This window comes from Streptomyces sp. NPDC051207 (assembly GCF_040682395.1).
In the GTDB taxonomy this organism is placed as follows: Bacteria; Actinomycetota; Actinomycetes; order Streptomycetales; family Streptomycetaceae; genus Streptomyces.
In genome coordinates, this window is sequence record NZ_JBFBAX010000015.1 from 107,901 (window position 1) to 123,284 (window position 15,384).

The 15,384-nt window shown below is 73.3% G+C and carries 16 protein-coding genes; 4 read left to right on the top strand and 12 right to left on the bottom strand.

Going from position 1 to position 15,384, the window contains the following annotated elements:
• Nucleotides 1–144: 144 nt before the first annotated feature.
• The 6 genes from AB0M97_RS17030 to AB0M97_RS17055 all read right to left on the bottom strand — a co-directional run bounded on the left by AB0M97_RS17030 (nucleotide 145) and on the right by AB0M97_RS17055 (nucleotide 7,950).
• Entirely contained in the window at nucleotides 145–2,376 is a 2,232-nt protein-coding gene (locus AB0M97_RS17030; protein WP_365961645.1) for a bifunctional diguanylate cyclase/phosphodiesterase, read from the bottom strand.
• 260 nt (nucleotides 2,377–2,636) lie between these two features.
• Complete coding sequence (ligA, locus tag AB0M97_RS17035) at nucleotides 2,637–4,832, bottom strand: NAD-dependent DNA ligase LigA (RefSeq protein ID WP_365961646.1); 2,196 nt, start codon at nucleotides 4,830–4,832, stop codon at nucleotides 2,637–2,639.
• A gap of 15 nt (nucleotides 4,833–4,847) precedes the next feature.
• The gene (locus AB0M97_RS17040) at nucleotides 4,848–5,858 is read right to left on the bottom strand and encodes a methionine synthase (RefSeq protein WP_365961647.1); all 1,011 of its coding nucleotides are present in this window, start codon (nucleotides 5,856–5,858) and stop codon (nucleotides 4,848–4,850) included.
• Nucleotides 5,859–5,895: 37 nt separating this feature from the next.
• A complete protein-coding gene (locus tag AB0M97_RS17045) occupies nucleotides 5,896–6,585 on the bottom strand; it encodes an SDR family oxidoreductase (protein ID WP_365961648.1) in 690 nt (229 codons plus the stop codon).
• Nucleotides 6,586–6,610: 25 nt separating this feature from the next.
• Entirely contained in the window at nucleotides 6,611–7,150 is a 540-nt protein-coding gene (locus AB0M97_RS17050) for a TIGR00730 family Rossman fold protein (RefSeq protein ID WP_365961649.1), read from the bottom strand.
• On the bottom strand, nucleotides 7,147–7,950 hold the full coding sequence (locus AB0M97_RS17055) for a methyltransferase (RefSeq protein ID WP_365961650.1): 804 nt from the start codon (nucleotides 7,948–7,950) through the stop codon (nucleotides 7,147–7,149). The genes AB0M97_RS17050 and AB0M97_RS17055 overlap by 4 nt, the downstream gene beginning before the upstream one ends.
• A gap of 76 nt (nucleotides 7,951–8,026) precedes the next feature.
• On the opposite strand from AB0M97_RS17055, the gene AB0M97_RS17060 reads away from it, so the two are divergent.
• Both AB0M97_RS17060 and AB0M97_RS17065 read left to right on the top strand, forming a co-directional pair.
• The gene (locus AB0M97_RS17060; RefSeq protein ID WP_365961651.1) at nucleotides 8,027–8,350 is read left to right on the top strand and encodes a DUF427 domain-containing protein; all 324 of its coding nucleotides are present in this window, start codon (nucleotides 8,027–8,029) and stop codon (nucleotides 8,348–8,350) included.
• A 37-nt stretch (nucleotides 8,351–8,387) separates the two neighbouring features.
• Complete coding sequence (locus tag AB0M97_RS17065; protein ID WP_365961652.1) at nucleotides 8,388–9,167, top strand: alpha/beta hydrolase; 780 nt, start codon at nucleotides 8,388–8,390, stop codon at nucleotides 9,165–9,167.
• 34 nt (nucleotides 9,168–9,201) lie between these two features.
• Here the strand turns inward: AB0M97_RS17065 and mnmA are convergent, their stop codons facing one another.
• Nucleotides 9,202–10,335, bottom strand: a complete 1,134-nt coding sequence (gene mnmA, locus AB0M97_RS17070) for a tRNA 2-thiouridine(34) synthase MnmA (protein ID WP_365961653.1) — start codon at nucleotides 10,333–10,335, stop codon at nucleotides 9,202–9,204.
• Nucleotides 10,336–10,395: 60 nt separating this feature from the next.
• On the opposite strand from mnmA, the gene AB0M97_RS17075 reads away from it, so the two are divergent.
• Entirely contained in the window at nucleotides 10,396–11,061 is a 666-nt protein-coding gene (locus AB0M97_RS17075; protein ID WP_365961654.1) for a peptidoglycan recognition family protein, read from the top strand.
• A 96-nt stretch (nucleotides 11,062–11,157) separates the two neighbouring features.
• Here AB0M97_RS17075 and AB0M97_RS17080 read toward each other — a convergent pair whose 3' ends face one another.
• The 3 genes from AB0M97_RS17080 to AB0M97_RS17090 form a co-directional block, all read right to left on the bottom strand.
• Nucleotides 11,158–12,321 carry a cysteine desulfurase family protein gene (locus AB0M97_RS17080; RefSeq protein ID WP_365961655.1) on the bottom strand — a complete coding sequence of 388 codons (1,164 nt, stop codon included), beginning with the start codon at nucleotides 12,319–12,321 and terminating at the stop codon, nucleotides 11,158–11,160.
• A 102-nt stretch (nucleotides 12,322–12,423) separates the two neighbouring features.
• Complete coding sequence (locus tag AB0M97_RS17085) at nucleotides 12,424–12,690, bottom strand: DUF4190 domain-containing protein (protein WP_365961656.1); 267 nt, start codon at nucleotides 12,688–12,690, stop codon at nucleotides 12,424–12,426.
• A 44-nt stretch (nucleotides 12,691–12,734) separates the two neighbouring features.
• The gene (locus AB0M97_RS17090; protein WP_365961657.1) at nucleotides 12,735–12,902 is read right to left on the bottom strand and encodes a hypothetical protein; all 168 of its coding nucleotides are present in this window, start codon (nucleotides 12,900–12,902) and stop codon (nucleotides 12,735–12,737) included.
• Nucleotides 12,903–13,018: 116 nt separating this feature from the next.
• Here AB0M97_RS17090 and AB0M97_RS17095 point away from each other — a divergent pair, with 116 nt between their 5' ends.
• Nucleotides 13,019–13,651, top strand: coding sequence for a TetR family transcriptional regulator (locus AB0M97_RS17095; RefSeq protein ID WP_365961658.1), 633 nt, complete (start codon nucleotides 13,019–13,021; stop codon nucleotides 13,649–13,651).
• Between the two features lie 73 nt (nucleotides 13,652–13,724).
• Here the strand turns inward: AB0M97_RS17095 and AB0M97_RS17100 are convergent, their stop codons facing one another.
• On the bottom strand, nucleotides 13,725–14,570 hold the full coding sequence (locus tag AB0M97_RS17100) for a thioesterase family protein (protein ID WP_365961659.1): 846 nt from the start codon (nucleotides 14,568–14,570) through the stop codon (nucleotides 13,725–13,727).
• A gap of 67 nt (nucleotides 14,571–14,637) precedes the next feature.
• The gene (locus AB0M97_RS17105; protein ID WP_365961660.1) at nucleotides 14,638–15,318 is read right to left on the bottom strand and encodes a trimeric intracellular cation channel family protein; all 681 of its coding nucleotides are present in this window, start codon (nucleotides 15,316–15,318) and stop codon (nucleotides 14,638–14,640) included.
• Nucleotides 15,319–15,384 lie beyond the last annotated feature (66 nt).

Here is a 15,384-nt window from a genome sequence, read left to right on the forward strand (position 1 = left end):
GTGAGTGGGTGCGGTTTGGCCCAATCCTATGGGGCGCGGGGCCGTGCCCGTGAAACGGTTTGCCCGGTCGGCGGCGCCCCTCCCACGCCGGGCTCGCCGGGACGCGGTTCCCGCACGGGCCGCGGGCTCCGCGGGCCGGCGCGCCTACCCGACGCGGCCCGGGTCGTCCGCCGCCGCTGCCGGGAGGGCCGCGGCCGGGCGCTGCCAGCCCCGGGAGCCGCGGGCGAGGAGCCAGGCCGTGGTCTCCTCCGGGGGCATCGCCGCCGCGACCAGCCAGCCCTGTACGGCGTCGCAGCCGAGGTCGCGCAGGCGTTCCCAGGTCTCGTCGTCCTCGACTCCCTCGGCGACGACGAGCAGGCCGAGGGAGTGCGCGAGGTCGACCGTGCAGCGCACGATCTCCGCGTCCTCGGTGTCGACGGCCAGCCGGGCCACGAAGGAGCGGTCGATCTTCAGCTCGCTGACGGGCAGCCGGCGCAGGTGCACCAGCGAGGAGTAGCCGGTGCCGAAGTCGTCCAGCGACATCTTCACGCCGTGGCCGGTCAGGGCGTTGAGGGTGTCGGCGGCGCGCTGCGGGTCCTCCAGCAGGACGTGCTCGGTGATCTCCAGCTGGAGCGCGCCCGCCGGGACGCCGTGCCGGGCCAGCCGGGCGGCGACCGAGCCGGCGAAGCCGGGGGTGTGGACGTCGCGCGGGGAGACGTTGACGGCGACCGGCACGAACAGGCCCTGCGCGCGCCATACGGCGACCTGGCCGAGCGCGCTCTCCAGCACGTAGTCGGTGAGGTGGGGCATCAGCCCGGAGGACTCGGCGATGGCGATGAACTCGTCCGGCGGCACCTTGCCGCGCTCCGGATGCACCCAGCGCACCAGGGCCTCGAGCCCGGCCACCTGGCCGTCGAAGCGGACCTTGGGCTGGTAGTGCAGCTCGACCTGGTGCGCGTCGAGCGCGCGGCGCAGGTCGCCGAGGAGGCCGAGCCGGTCGGGGGTGTTGGAGTCGCGCTTGGACTCGTACACCTCGACGCCCGTGCGGTCCCGCTTCGCCTGATACATGGCCACGTCCGCGCGGCGCAGCAGGCCTTCGGCGTCGAGGGCGTGGTCCGGGAAGACAGCGACCCCGGCGCTTGCCTCCAGCACGAGCGTGAGGCCGTCGAGGTCGAGGGGTGAGCTGAGGGCCGCCACGAGGTTGCGGGCGACGCGGGTCGCGGACGTCGTGGAGTCGGCGACGGGCAGTAAGACGGCGAACTCGTCGCCGCCGAGCCGCGCGGCCTCCGCCCCGCGCGGCAGGGCGACCCGCAGCCGGTCGGCGATCTGGAGCAGCAGCCGGTCGCCGGCGAGGTGCCCGAGGGTGTCGTTGACCGACCGGAAGCGGTCGAGGTCGATCAGCATGAGGGCGGCGCGGGCGCCGATGCGCTCGGCGTCGTCCAGCGCGGTCCAGATGCGCTCCAGCAGCCACTGCCGGTTGGGCAGCCCGGTCAGCGGGTCGCGCAACTGCTCCTCGGCGCGGGCGCGGGCTATCCACAGCGTGGAGTCCAGCGCGATCAGCGGGATGGCGAACAGCGGCAGCAGCACCGGCCGCGCGACGGCGACGACGCACACCAGGGGGGCGATGCCGAGCAGCGCGACGGCGACCAGTCCCTGTCTGACCAGGGCCGTGCGGGCGACGGTGGGCAGTCCGCCCTTCGGGGCGTGCAGGTACCACAGCAGCAGGCGGGTGACCGCGAGGTAGGCGACGGCGACGAGGACGACCTCGGGCACCGCGTAGAGCGTCCAGCTCTCCGGGGACCAGGGGTGCTCGACGGACGGTACGGACCCGAAGACGGCCGGCACGAGGGCGCCGGCGCCGATGCCGAGGATGTCCACCGAGCCGTGCAGCACGCCCTGGCGCCAGCGGCCCCGGCGGGCGACGCCGACCAGGACGACGACGGTGAGGCTGACCATGCCGGCCGGCACCCAGCCGTACAGCAGCAGGACGGCGAGGGTCAGGGCGGCGCCGGAGCCGGTGCCGCCCCACCAGCGGGAGCGGCCGAGCATGACGAGGTGGCCGACGATGATGCCGGTCAGCACGGCCAGGGACCAGCCGACCCGGCCGGACGGGAAGAGGGCGTGCCCGCCGGCGAACGCGCGGTAGAAGCCGGTGCCGAGGACGCATCCGGCCGCCGCGACGACCGCGGCGGGCAGCGGGGGCCAGGTCATCTGCCGGTCCTGGTCGGCGCCGGGCAGGGGCTGGGCGTGCCCGGCGGCCGGGTAGCCGGTGCCGCGGCCGTCGGCGGAGCCGCCGTGCCCCGAAGGCCGCGCGGACTGCTGCACCGCCCGCAGCGCGTTCGTCACGCGGCGCAGGCGGGGCCATGAGTCCGGGGCGGCGCTCTCGGTCGGTTCCATTCCCGTCCCTCTCACAGCCGGCGGTGCCCACGCCACACGGCCCGGCGCCCGACGACCACCAACGGCTCCGCGGTGGAAATCCCTGCCCCCCGGCCCTTCGGCAGCACGGGGTTGCCCCGACCGCAGCTGGGCACGGCAGGCGCACATCCCAACAGTAGGCCGCGGGAGGCTTCCACGGGCAGCGGTCGTCGACGGTTGCCCGAATACGCCCCTGCCACCCTTATGCATCTGATATGCGCCGATCGAGTGGCCTTCAACCGCTACTCCTCGGCCGAAAGTGCGACACCGGCGGCGGCCTCCGGCCCTTGCTCCAGCAGGACGTTGAAGCCGTTCTCGTCCAGAACCGGAACCTTCAGCTGCAGCGCCTTGTCGTATTTCGATCCGGGGTTGTCACCCACTACGACGAACGACGTCTTCTTGGACACCGATCCGGCCACCTTGGCGCCTCTGGCCTGCAGGGCGTCCTTGGCGCCGTCCCGCGTGAAGTGTTCGAGGGTGCCGGTGACGACGACCGTGAGCCCTTCGAGGGGGCGGGGGCCCTCGTCCTGCCCGGAGTGCTCGTCCTCCATGCGGACGCCGGCGGCCTTCCACTTGCGGATGATCTCCTGGTGCCAGTCCTCGGCGAACCACTCCTTGAGGGCCTTTGCCACGATTTCGCCCACTCCGTCGACCGCGGTGAGTTCTTCCTCACTGGCCTGTTCGATGCGGTCGATGGACCGGAACTCGCGGGCCAGCGCCTCCGCGGCGACCGGTCCGACGTGCCGGATGGACAGACCGGTGAGGATCCGGGCGAGCGGGCGCTGCTTCGCGGCGGCGATGTTCTCCAGCATGGCGAGCGCGTTCTTCCGGGGCTCGCCCTGCTGGTTGGCGAAGACGGTGGCGACCTTCTCCTCACCGGTCTTCGGGTCGCGCCTGGGCAGGCCGCTGTCCTGGTCGAGGACGTACGCCTTGATGGGCAGCAACTGCTCGACCGTCAGGTCGAACAGGTCGCCCTCGTCCTTCAGCGGCGGGTCGGCGGGTTCCAGCGGCTGGGTGAGGGCCGCCGCGGCCACGTAGCCGAAGTGCTCGATGTCCAGCGCCTTGCGGCCCGCGAGGTAGAACAGCCGCTCGCGCAACTGGGCCGGGCAGCTCCGGGCGTTCGGGCAGCGCAGGTCGACGTCGCCCTCCTTCATCGCCTTCAGCGGCGTACCGCACTCGGGGCACTCGGACGGCATCACGAACTCGCGCTCGCTGCCGTCGCGCAGGTCGGCGACCGGGCCGAGGATCTCCGGGATGACGTCACCGGCCTTGCGCAGCACCACCGTGTCGCCGATGAGGACGCCCTTGGCCTTCACGACCTCCTGGTTGTGCAGCGTGGCGAACTCGACCTCGGAGCCTGCCACCGTCACCGGCTCGACCTGGGCGTACGGCGTGACCCGGCCCGTGCGGCCCACGCCCACGCGGATGTTGACCAGCTTGGTGTTGACCTCCTCCGGCGCGTACTTGTACGCGATGGCCCAGCGCGGTGCGCGGGAGGTGGAGCCGAGCCGGCCCTGGAGCGGGATCTGGTCGAGCTTGACGACGACACCGTCGATCTCGTGCTCCACCGAGTGGCGGTTCTCGCCGTAGTACGCGATGAACTCCCGTACGCCGTCGAGGTCGTCGACCACCTTGTTGTGCCGGGAGGTGGGCAGGCCCCAGGTCTTCAGCAGGTCGTACGCCTGGGACAGGCGGGTCATGCCGTCGGAGCCCTCCAGGGCGCCGATGCCGTGCACGACCATGTGCAGGGGGCGGGTGGCGGTGACGCGCGGGTCCTTCTGGCGCAGCGAACCGGCCGCCGCGTTGCGCGGGTTGGCGAAGGGCTTGTCGCCGGCCTCGACCAGGCGGCGGTTGAGCTCCTCGAACTTCTCCATCGGGAAGTACACCTCGCCGCGGATCTCCACGAGGTCCGGGACGCGGTCGCCCGTGAGGCGGTCCGGGATCTCCGCGATGGTGCGGACGTTGGGCGTGATGTCCTCGCCGGTGCGGCCGTCGCCGCGGGTGGCCGCGCGTGTGAGCCGGCCGTGCTCGTAGGTGAGGTTGACGGCGAGTCCGTCGACCTTCAGCTCGCACAGGAAGTGGTACTCCTGCTCGCCCAGTTCGCGCGCGATGCGGTCGGCCCAGGCGGCGAGCTCCTCGTCGTTGAACGTGTTGTCCAGCGACAGCATCCGCTGCCGGTGCTCGACCGCCGTGAACTCCGTCTCGTAGGACCCGGCGACCTTCTGCGTCGGCGAGTCCGGCGTGCGCAGCTGCGGATACTCCTCCTCCAGCGCCTCCAGGGTGCGCAGGAGCCTGTCGAACTCCGCGTCGCTGACGACGGGAGCGTCCTTCACGTAGTACCGGAAGCGGTGCTCCTCGATCTGCTCGGCGAGCCGGGCGTGCTGCTCCCGCGCCTCGGCGGGCACCGCCGTCGTTTCCGCTTGCTTGTCGCCGGCCACCGTGTCGTCCTTCCGTCACTCAGGGTTGTCAGCGAGGGATCTCGCCGCCCGGGCGCAGTGGGCGAGAGCCCGGCGCGCGTACTCGGGGGACGCGCCCGCGAGTCCGCACGACGGCGTGACCGTGACCGCCTCCGCGAGAAGCCCCGGAGGCAGCCCCAGCCTGCGCCACAGCGTCCTGACCCCCATGACGCTACCGGCAGGGTCTGACAACGGGCCGTCGGTGCCGGGCACGACACCGGCGAACAGCCGGGTGCCGCCCTCCACCGCCTCACCGATCACGTCGTCGTCACGCTCGGTGAGGAGAGTGGCGTCGAAGGAGACCGCCGCGGCGCCCGCCCGGCGCAGCAGGGCGAACGGGACGTCCGGCGCGCAGGAGTGCACGACGACCGGCCCGCCGTCGTGGACGCCGACGACGTCGCGGAGCGTGCCCTCGACGATCTGCCGGTCCACCGCCCGGTGGGTCCGGTAGCCGCTGGCCGACCTGACCCGGCCCCGCAGGACGGCGGTCAGGGACGGCTCGTCCAGCTGGAGGACGAGCCGGGCGCCGGGCACGCGGCGGCGCAGCTCGGCGAGGTGCAGGCGCAGGCCCTCGGCGAGGGAGGCGGCGAGGTCGCGGGTGGCGCCGAGGTCGGAGAGAGCGGCCTCGCCGTTTCGCAGCTCCAGGCTCGCGGCGAGCGTCCACGGGCCGACGGCCTGCACCTTCAGCGGGCCCTCGTAGCCCTGGGTGAACTCCTCCAGCGCGTCGAGGTCCTCCACGAGCCAGGCCCGCGCCCGCCTGGTGTCCCGTCCGGGCCGGTCCCCGAGCCGCCAGCCGCTGGGCTCCACGCGCGCGTACAGCTCGACGAGCATCCCGGCGGTCCGGCCGAGCATGTCGGCGCCGGGCCCCCGGGCGGGCAGCTCGGGGAGGAACGGGAAGTCCTCGAAGGTGCCGGTGACGGTCTTGACGGCCTCACGGACGTCACCGCCGGGCAGCGAGCCGATACCGGTGGCCGCGCCGAAGTGGGTGGTGTCGGTGGTGTCGTTCACGGGGGAAGCCTACGGTCGTTCCCGGCCGGCGCCCTCGTCAGCGGCCCGGGCGTACCGTCACGTCGTTGATCTCCGCGTCCCTGGGCAGGTCCAGCGCCGTCACGATGGTCGTGGCGACCGACTCGGGGTCGATCCACTGCGACGGGTCGTACTCCTTGCCCTCCTGCTGGTGCACCTTGGCCTGCATGGGGCTCGCCGTGCGCCCGGGATAGACCGAGGTGACCCGCACCCCGTTGGCGTGCTCCTCCTGCCGCAGCGCGTCCGCCAGCGCCTTCAGCCCGTGCTTGGACGCCGCGTACGCCGACCAGTCCGCGTGCGCGTTCAGTCCCGCGCCCGAGTTCACGAACACCACGTGCCCGCGCGCCGTCCGCAGCTGCGGCAGGAACAGCCGGGTCAGCTCCGCGGGCGCGACGAGGTTGACGTCGAGCTGGTGCCGCCAGGTCTTGGGCGTCAGCTCGCCCACCGGCCCGAGGTCGACCACGCCCGCGACGTGCAGCAGCGTGTCCACCCGCTCCGGCAGCGCCTGGTGGGAGAACGCCCAGCTCAGCCTGGAGGGCTCGGCGAGGTCGCCGACCAGGGTCCGCGCCCCGGGGAACTCCGCCGCCAGCTCCTTGGCGCGGCCCGCGTCACGCGCGTGCAGCACGAGGTCGTCGCCGCGCGCGTGCAGCCTGCGGGCGACGGCCGCGCCGATGCCGGACCCCGCCCCGGTGATCACATGTGTAGCCATGCCGCCATGCTCGCACCACCGGCGCTCAGGCCACGCCCCGGCTCTCCTCCAGGTAGGCCAGCGCCCCGGCCGGCTCCTCGGCGAAGAACACCAGCTCGGTCAGCGGGCGGGGCAGGAAGCCCTCGTCCTCCATGCGCCGGAACTGCTCCTTCAGGCCGTCGTAGAAGCCCGCGGTGTTGAGCAGCACGACCGGCTTGTCGGTGTGCCCGTGCTTCTTCAGCTCCAGGATCTCGGTGGCCTCGTCCAGCGTGCCGGTGCCGCCCACCATGATCACGACGGCGTCGGCCTTCTCCAGCAGCAGCCTCTTGCGCTCGGCGAGGTCCCCGGCGACGACCATCTCGTCCACGCCGGTGCGCGCCTTGGCGGAGAGGAACTCCACGGAGACGCCCACCAGCCGTCCGCCGGCCTGCTGCACGCCGTCCGCGACGACCTTCATCAGGCCCACGTCGGAGCCGCCCCACACCAGCGTGTGCCCGCCCTTGCCGAGCAGTTCCGCGAACTCCCGCGCGGGGCGCGTGTAACGGGCGTCGAGGTCGGCGGCGGAGAGGAAGACGCAGACGTTCATGGCGCCACCGTACGCGCCGCCTCGGACACCGCCGTCACGCGCAGTTTCGACTGCCGGTGCGGCAGGTCCTCCCAGTCGTCCATGAACCGGGCGGTCAGGCCGTGCCTGGCGGCGAGGCCCACCAGGGTCTCGGTGCGGTAGTAGAAGTCCTCGTGCAGCACCTGGTGCTCCTCGCCCTCGGTACGGTCGAAGGTGAAGTCGAAGAAGCCGCCCGGCGCGAGGATCCGGCCGACGTGCGCGAAGCACTCCTCGATGACGTGGCGGGGCGAGTGGGAGAAGACGCTGTGCGCGTGGACGACGTCGAAGTGCGCCTCGGGCAGGAACGCGAAGGTGAGGTCGTCGGCGAGCGTCAGGTGCGGCAGCTTGGCCTGGAGTCCCTCCCGTACGAGGGTGTCCTGGGCGGCGAGCAGGATGGCCGGGGAGATGTCGATGCCGTAGTAGTTGCCGGTGTCCAGGTGGCCGATGAACAGCCGCCCGGCCCGCAGGTTGCCGCAGCCGATGTCGAGCATCCGGTGCCCCGGCTCGAGCCCGTGCCGCAGCAGGTAGTCGAACTGCAGCCGGCCGATGCGCTCCCAGGACTCGGCCGACGGGTTGTGCCCGACGGCGGCCTTCGGGTCGCGGGCGGCGTCGGAGGCCATGACGGCGCGGTAGTACGCGATGTGGTCGCGGTGCCTGAGCCGCAGCCACGTGTCGCGCGCCAGCCGCCGCACGTGGGCGGGCACCTTGTCCGGGTGGGACAGGGCGTACCGCACCTGGTGGGCGAGGCTGCTGCGGTTCCTGGCCGGCCGGGTTCTCGCCATGGGGGCCTCCTGCGGGAAGAACTCGGCTTCAGCGTGCGCTGTATCCGGCGACTCGGCCACCTCAAGGAGTGCGATCGTGAGCGAAGGACACCGGATCACCGTCGGCAGGAGCGACCGGCACGTGCGCGTGGTGCACGACGGCCAGGTCCTCGCGGAGAGCGACAACGCCCTGGTCCTCAAGGAGACGGGCTGCCCGGAGCGCTACTACCTGCCGCCGGAGGACGTGCGGCTGGACCTGCTGACGCCGTCCGGCACGCGGACGTACTGCCCGTTCAAGGGCACCGCGTCCTACTGGTCCCTGCCGGACGCGCCGGACCTCGTGTGGGCGTACCCGGACCCGAAGCCGGCCGTGGCCGGGATCAAGGGCCACCTGTGCTTCTACGAGGTGGAGGTGTCGTGAGGGATTAATCGCCTGTCTTGGGGCAGTCTGCACAGGCATGGACAACGAGACGCTTTCCCAGGACGGCACGTCCATCGCGTACCGGCAGACCGGCCGGGGGCCCGCGGTGATCCTCGTGAGCGGTGCGATGTCGACGGGCGCCACGGTGGCCCCGCTGGCCGGACCGCTCTCCCGGCACTTCACCGTCGTCGTCCACGACCGCCGGGGGCGCGGCGAGAGCGGCGACACGCAGCCGTACGACGTGCGCCGCGAGGTGGAGGACCTGGCGGCGCTGATCGACGTGGTCGGCGGGGAGGCGTCGCTGTACGGCGTCTCGTCGGGCGGCGCGCTCGTCCTGGAGGCGGCGGCGAGCGGACTGCCGGTGCGCCGGGCCGCCGTGTACGAGGTGCCGTACGCCGTGGACGAGGACGGCGTGCGGCAGCGGCGGGAGTACACCGCGCGGCTGACCGAGGCGCTGGGGCAGGGGCGGCGCGGGGACGCGGTGGAGCACTTCCTGCGCCTGACGGGGCTCGCCGAGGAGATGATCGAGCGCGCGCGGCAGTCCCCGATGTGGGCCGCGATGGAGTCCCTCGCGCCGAGCCTGGCCTACGACGACGCCTGCCTGGGCGACAGCCGGGTCCCCCGCGAGAAGCTGGCCGCGCTCACCGTGCCGGTGCTGTCGGTGGCGGGCGGCGCGAGCCCGCCGTGGATGGCTCGGGCGGCCCGGGAGATCGCCGACGCCGCGCCGCGGGGCACGTACCGCGAGCTGGAGGACCAGACCCACCTGGTCGACCCGAACGTCCTGGCGCCGGTGCTGACGGAGTTCTTCGCGGGCTGACCGGCCCGGCGGGCCGGGACGCCGCTCCAGCCGCTCAGGCCACGCCCGCCGCCGTCGCCCGTACCGTCGACGCGATCGTCGCCGAGCCCACCACGCGCGTGCCGTCGTACAGGACGATCGCCTGGCCCGGCGCGACCCCGCGGACGGGCTCGGTGAAGCGGACCTTCAGCTCGTCGCCGGAGGGCTCGGCGATCACCGGGGTCTCGTCGCCGTGCGCGCGCAGCTGGGCCGTGTACGTGCCGGGGCCGCTGGGGGCGGCGCCGCACCAGCGGGGCCTGATCGCGGTCAGCGCGGTGACGTCCAGGGCGGACGCCGGACCGACCGTGACGGTGTTGTCGACGGGCGAGATGTCCAGGACGTAGCGCGGCTTGCCGTCGGGGGCCGGGGTGCCGATGCGCAGGCCCTTGCGCTGGCCGATGGTGAAGCCGTACGCACCCTCGTGCGTGCCGAGCCTGGCGCCGGACTCGTCGACGATGTCGCCCTCCGCCTTGCCGAGCCGGGCGGCCAGGAAGCCCTGGGTGTCGCCGTCGGCGATGAAGCAGATGTCGTGCGAGTCGGGCTTCTTGGCGACGGCGAGGCCGCGCCGCTCGGCCTCCGCGCGGATCTCCTCCTTGGTGGTGACCGTGTCGCCCAGCGGGAACATCGCGTGGGCGAGCTGCCTGCCGTCCAGCACACCCAGCACGTACGACTGGTCCTTCGCCATGTCGGAGGCGCGGTGCAGCTCGCGTGTGCCGTCCTCGTTCACCACGACCTTGGCGTAGTGGCCGGTGCAGACCGCGTCGAAGCCCAGCGCCAGCGCCTTGTCCAGCAGGGCGGCGAACTTGATCTTCTCGTTGCAGCGCAGGCACGGGTTCGGGGTGCGGCCGGCCTCGTACTCGGCGACGAAGTCCTCGACGACGTCCTCGCGGAAGCGGTCGGCGAGGTCCCACACGTAGAAAGGGATGCCGATGACGTCGGCGGCGCGGCGGGCGTCGCGGGAGTCCTCGATGGTGCAGCAGCCGCGCGCGCCCGTGCGGAACGACTGGGGGTTCGCCGAGAGTGCGAGGTGGACGCCGGTGACGTCGTGGCCCGCCTCGGCCGCGCGGGCGGCGGCGACGGCTGAGTCGACGCCGCCGGACATGGCGGCGAGGACGCGGAGGGGTCGGGTGCGCTGCGGGGTGTCAGTCATAGCCCCTCCAGGGTACGGGGGTCCGGGAACCAGGACCCCCGGGTATCCGTTCACGATCACATGGGGGCGACACGGGCATCGAAGGACACCGACCGGCGCGTCGGGCGGCGGGCGCTGATCGTCGGCGGGATGGCGGCGGCCGTCGGCACGGCGGCCCTGACGCGCGACGAGCTGGCCCGGCTGTGGTGGCGGGCGCCGGGTGTGGAGAAGCCGCGCAAGGCGGGCGAGGTGGACTTCCGGGGGGCGCGCTGGGTGGCGGCGTCGGAGGCGAACTGGCGGCGTGCGGACCGGCCCGACGACTACGGCATCGACATGGTGGTCGTCCATGTCACGCAGGGCAGCTTCGCCAGCGCGGTCAGGGCGTTCCAGGACCCGGGGCACAGGGCCGCCACGCACTACATCGTCGGCCAGGACGGCCACATCGCGCAGATGATCCGCGAGCTGGACGTGGCGTACCACGCGGGCAACCGCGACTACAACGAACGCAGTGTCGGCATCGAGCACGAGGGCTTCGTGGACCGGCCGCAGGACTTCACGGACGAGATGTACGAGGCGTCGGCCCGCCTCACGGCCCGGGTCTGCGCCCGCTACGGCATCCCCGTGGACCGGGAGCACATCATCGGCCATGTGGAGGTGCCGGGCACCGACCACACGGACCCGGGCCCGCACTGGGACTGGGACCGCTACATGAAGCTGGTGCGGCGGGCGCGCACGGCCGTGGCGTGAGCGGGCCGGGACCGGCGGCGACGGGGGCGAGGCCCTGACCGAAGGTCCCCGCGTACGGGCCTCGCCGGCCGGTCCGCGCTGCGCCAGCCGCTCTCCCTACGTCAGCCCCGCCGCCCGTGCCCGCTCCACCGCCGGCCCGATGGCCCGGGCGAGCGCCTCGACGTCGGCCTCGGTGGAGGTGTGGCCGAGGGAGAAGCGCAGGGTGCCGCGGGCCAGTTCGGGGTCGGTGCCGGTGGCGAGCAGGACGTGGCTGGGCTGGGCGACACCGGCCGTGCAGGCGGAGCCGGTGGAGCACTCGATGCCCTGGGCGTCGAGCAGGAGCAGCAGCGAGTCGCCCTCGCAGCCGGGGAAGGTGAAGTGCGCGTTGGCCGGGAGGCGGTCCTTCGGGTCGCCGCCCAGGATCGCGTCCGGCACGGCGGCCAGGACCGCGGCCACCAGGCTGTCGCGCAGGGCGCCGATCTCGCGGGCGAACCACTCGCGCTGCTCGGCGGCCAGCCGCCCGGCGACCGCGAAGGAGGCGACCGCGGGCACGTCGAGGGTGCCGGAGCGCACGTGCCGCTCCTGGCCGCCGCCGTGCAGCACGGGTACGGGCGTGTGCTCACGGCCGAGGACCAGGGCGCCGATGCCGTACGGGCCGCCGATCTTGTGCGCGGACACGGTCATCGCGGCGAGCCCGGAGGCGCCGAAGTCGACGGGCAGCTGCCCGAAGGCCTGCACCGCGTCGGCGTGCAGCGGGACGCCGAACTCGCTCGCCACGTCGGCGAGTTCGCGGACCGGCATGACCGTGCCGATCTCGTTGTTGGCCCACATCACGGTGGCGAGGGCGACGTCGTCGGGGTTGCGGGCGACGGCCTCGCGCAGCGCGTCCGGGTGGACGCGGCCGTAGGAGTCCACGGGCAGGTACTCGACGGTGGCGCCCTCGTGTTCGCCGAGCCAGTGCACGGCGTCGAGGACGGCGTGGTGCTCGACGGGGCTCGCCAGGACGCGGGTGCGGGCCGGGTCGGCGTCGCGGCGGGCCCAGTACAGGCCCTTGACGGCGAGGTTGTCGGCCTCGGTGCCGCCGGAGGTGAGGACGATCTCGCTGGGGCGGGCGCCGAGGGCGTCGGCGAGGGCTTCCCTGGCCTCCTCGACGGTGCGCCGCGCGCGGCGGCCGGCCGCGTGGAGGGAGGAGGCGTTGCCGGTGACGCCGAGATGCGCGGTGAGTGCCTCGACTGCCTCGGGAAGCATCGGGGTGGTCGCGGCGTGGTCGAGGTAAGCCATGGTAAGCCCGATTCTACGGGGCTGCTCCACGGGGCCGGGGGGCGCGCCCCGCCACCCCCCGGGGACTCCCGGCCGCCCGCCCGCGAGCTCCAGGCGAAGGGCTCAGAAGCTCCAGGAGACGGTCTGGTCGGCCTGCATGAACACCGCCAGCACCACGAGGTCGGCGACGCCGAGCCCGAGGCCGAGGGCGGCCCGGCCGCGCCGGGCGGTGCCGCGCCGCAGGGCGACGGCGGCGAGCGCGATGGCGATCGGCCCGAGGAACACGTTGAGGACGAGGAGGCCGAGCAGGCCGAGGACGAAGGACGCCACGGCCATGCCGTCGGTGTCGCGGATGCCGGTCCGGTGCGTGGCCGGTGCGGTCAGATGCATGGGTGGGTCAGCTCCCGACGGTCGGTTCGGATCGGGCGTGCGGGTCAGCCGGCGAAGGGGCCGCGGCGGCGGGCGTGGCGCTCGCGGAGGGCGAAGACGCCCAGCCACGCGGCGATCACGACGGCGGCGACCAGGCTGAAGGACACGGGCGCGTGGGCGACGGTGCCCAGCACCGCGCCGAACAGCAGGAGCGCTGCGACCAGGAACACCATGGAGTTTTCCCCCTCCGGTCGGGTGAACAATTGTGGTTACACTTGTTCACTGACTTTCCAGTCTAACGCGGTCCACGACTTTCCAAAGGGCGCGGAACAGTTGTTGACTACATGTCATGAGTCACACCCTCGGCGTCCGGCAGGCCCAGAAGCGGAAGACCCGGCAGGCACTGCTGGACGCCGCGCTGGGCCTGCTGGAGGAGCAGAGCCTGAGCAGTCTCGGGCTGCGGGAGGTCACGCGGGCCGTCGGCGTCGCCCCGACCGCCTTCTACCGGCACTTCCGCTCCACGGCGGACCTGGGCGTGGCGCTGGTCGAGGAGGCGCTGGGCAGTCTGCACCCGATGATCCGGTCGACGGTGGCCACGACGGGCGACAGCGCCGAACGCATCGACCGCGCCGTCGAGGTGATCGCCGGCCATGTGGAGGCGTACCCGGCGCACGTCCGGTTCGTCGCGCGTGAGCGGCACGGCGGGGTGCGGCCGGTGCGGGAGGCCATCCGCGCCCAGCTGGCGCGGTTCGCCGACGAGGTGAAGGCGGAGCTGGCCCGGGACCCGGTGTCGGAGGGCTGGGACGACGGCGACCTGCTGATGCTCGCGCACCTCTACGTCGACCAGATGCTCGTCACGGCGTCGCTGTTCCTGGAGGCACTGGAGGCCCCGGCACCGCAGCGCGAGCGCGAGCGCGTCACACGGCTCGCCGCGCGTCAGCTACGGCTGATCAGCATCGGCCGCAGGCACTGGCCGGACTGACGCCGCCCGCCCACGCCGACAGCCGGACCCACGGCCACGCCCCCCTCCACGCCCGCCCGGCCCGGACAGCGCGTCAGCCGAGCCGCACCCGCGCGAGCTGCCGGGACTGGGCCACCAGCCGGTCGGCGCTGTCCCAGACCTCGGCGTCCTCCTCCAGAAAGCCGCCGGCGAGGTTGCGCGTGGTGACGGACACCCGCAGCGGGCCGGGCGCCGGGCGGCACCGCACGTGCACGGTCAGCTCGACCGTGGGCACCCAGCCGCTCAGCCCCAGCTCGAAGGCGGTGGGCGGCAGCGCGTCGACCGCGAGGAGCAGCGAGAGCGGGTCGGCGTCCCGGCCGTCCTTGAGGCCGAACCAGGCACGCATCTCGCCCTTGCCGGACGGCTGCCCGAGCGCCCAGCCGAGGGTGGCCGGGTCCACCTTGATCATCAGCCGGTCGGTGAGGGCCGAACCGCTGGGCACGGGGGCCGGCCCGTCCTCGGGCCCGAAGCACTGGTCCAGCGGCGGGATCGCGGGCGGCACCGCCGACGTGCGGACGTCGTCGGGCAGCCCGTCGAGGTCGCCGTAGGAGGCGAGGACGCGGATCCGCTCGACCTCGTTGCCCTCGTCGTCGTACTGGTGGAGCGAGGCCTGGCCGGTGGAGAGGGTGCGGCCGGTGCGGACGGTCTCGGTGCGCACCACCGCCGGGCCCGGCCGGGAGGCGGTGAGGTAGTGCGCGGTGATGGTGAACGGGTCGGGGTGCGGCAGCGCCTGCGAGAGGGCGCGGCCCAGCACGGCCAGCAGATAGCCGCCGTTCACGGCGTTGAAGATCGTCCAGTCGGCGGACAGGTCGATGGCGTAGACGCCTTCCGCGCGCCGGGTGACGGCGGTGTCGCGGTCGAACTCGCTGCTGCCGATGGTCGCCTGGGATGCCTGAGCCATGGCGGTACCGTACAACATCAAACTACTAAGCGGTAGCTTTCTCTGGCCACCGTGTGAACGATGCGGGTCAGGAGAACGACGAGGCCCCGCGGTCCTCCTCCCGCACGGTCGACCTGCGGTTCCAGGCGCGCGGGGCCCGCCAGTGGTAGCACATCGCCAGCAGCCGCAGCACGAAGGCCGTGACGACCGCGAGGCCGCTGGTGACCGGCGTCAGCGCGTCGTGGCGGATGCACAGCGCGACCATCGTGGCGCCGACGATCGCCGGGACCGCGTACAGGTCACGGTCCCAGCGCAGCAGGGACGGCACCTCGTTGGCGAGCACGTCCCGCAGCACGCCGCCGCCCACCGCCGTGGCGAGGCCGAGGCAGGCGGAGGCGGTCAGGCCGAGCCCGTACGCGTGCGCCTTCGTCGTCCCGGCGACGCAGAACAGGCCGAGGCCGGCCGCGTCGAAGACGTTCACGCCGGCCTGGATGCGCTCCACCTGGGGGTGCAGGAAGAAGACGAGCGCGGCGGCGAGCAGCGGGGTGAGGAAGTAGCCGAGGTCGGTGAAGGCGGCGGGCGGCACGGCTCCGATGACCAGGTCGCGCAGCAGCCCGCCGCCCAGCGCGGTGACCTCGGCGAGGACGGCGATGCCGAAGACGTCGAAGTTCTTCCGGACGGCCAGCAGGGCGCCGGAGATGGCGAAGACGAAGATGCCGATCAGGTCGAGCGTGTGCTGGACGGACGGGCTGAACAGTTGCTGAAGCACCCTGCCATTCTGACCCACGAGCGAGCCCCCGCCTTCCAATGAAAGGCGAGGGCTCGTTCCTGCTTG

Coding starts and splice junctions, on each gene's coding strand:
- mnmA (WP_365961653.1), bottom strand. CDS start 10,335: ATGACTGACACCCCGCAGCGCACCCGACCCCTCCGCGTCCTCGCCGCC.
- AB0M97_RS17075 (WP_365961654.1), top strand. CDS start 10,396: ATGGGGGCGACACGGGCATCGAAGGACACCGACCGGCGCGTCGGGCGG.
- AB0M97_RS17080 (WP_365961655.1), bottom strand. CDS start 12,321: ATGGCTTACCTCGACCACGCCGCGACCACCCCGATGCTTCCCGAGGCA.
- AB0M97_RS17055 (WP_365961650.1), bottom strand. CDS start 7,950: ATGGCGAGAACCCGGCCGGCCAGGAACCGCAGCAGCCTCGCCCACCAG.
- AB0M97_RS17090 (WP_365961657.1), bottom strand. CDS start 12,902: ATGGTGTTCCTGGTCGCAGCGCTCCTGCTGTTCGGCGCGGTGCTGGGC.
- AB0M97_RS17065 (WP_365961652.1), top strand. CDS start 8,388: ATGGACAACGAGACGCTTTCCCAGGACGGCACGTCCATCGCGTACCGG.
- AB0M97_RS17085 (WP_365961656.1), bottom strand. CDS start 12,690: ATGCATCTGACCGCACCGGCCACGCACCGGACCGGCATCCGCGACACC.
- AB0M97_RS17050 (WP_365961649.1), bottom strand. CDS start 7,150: ATGAACGTCTGCGTCTTCCTCTCCGCCGCCGACCTCGACGCCCGTTAC.
- AB0M97_RS17095 (WP_365961658.1), top strand. CDS start 13,019: ATGAGTCACACCCTCGGCGTCCGGCAGGCCCAGAAGCGGAAGACCCGG.
- AB0M97_RS17045 (WP_365961648.1), bottom strand. CDS start 6,585: ATGGCTACACATGTGATCACCGGGGCGGGGTCCGGCATCGGCGCGGCC.
- AB0M97_RS17030 (WP_365961645.1), bottom strand. CDS start 2,376: ATGGAACCGACCGAGAGCGCCGCCCCGGACTCATGGCCCCGCCTGCGC.
- AB0M97_RS17100 (WP_365961659.1), bottom strand. CDS start 14,570: ATGGCTCAGGCATCCCAGGCGACCATCGGCAGCAGCGAGTTCGACCGC.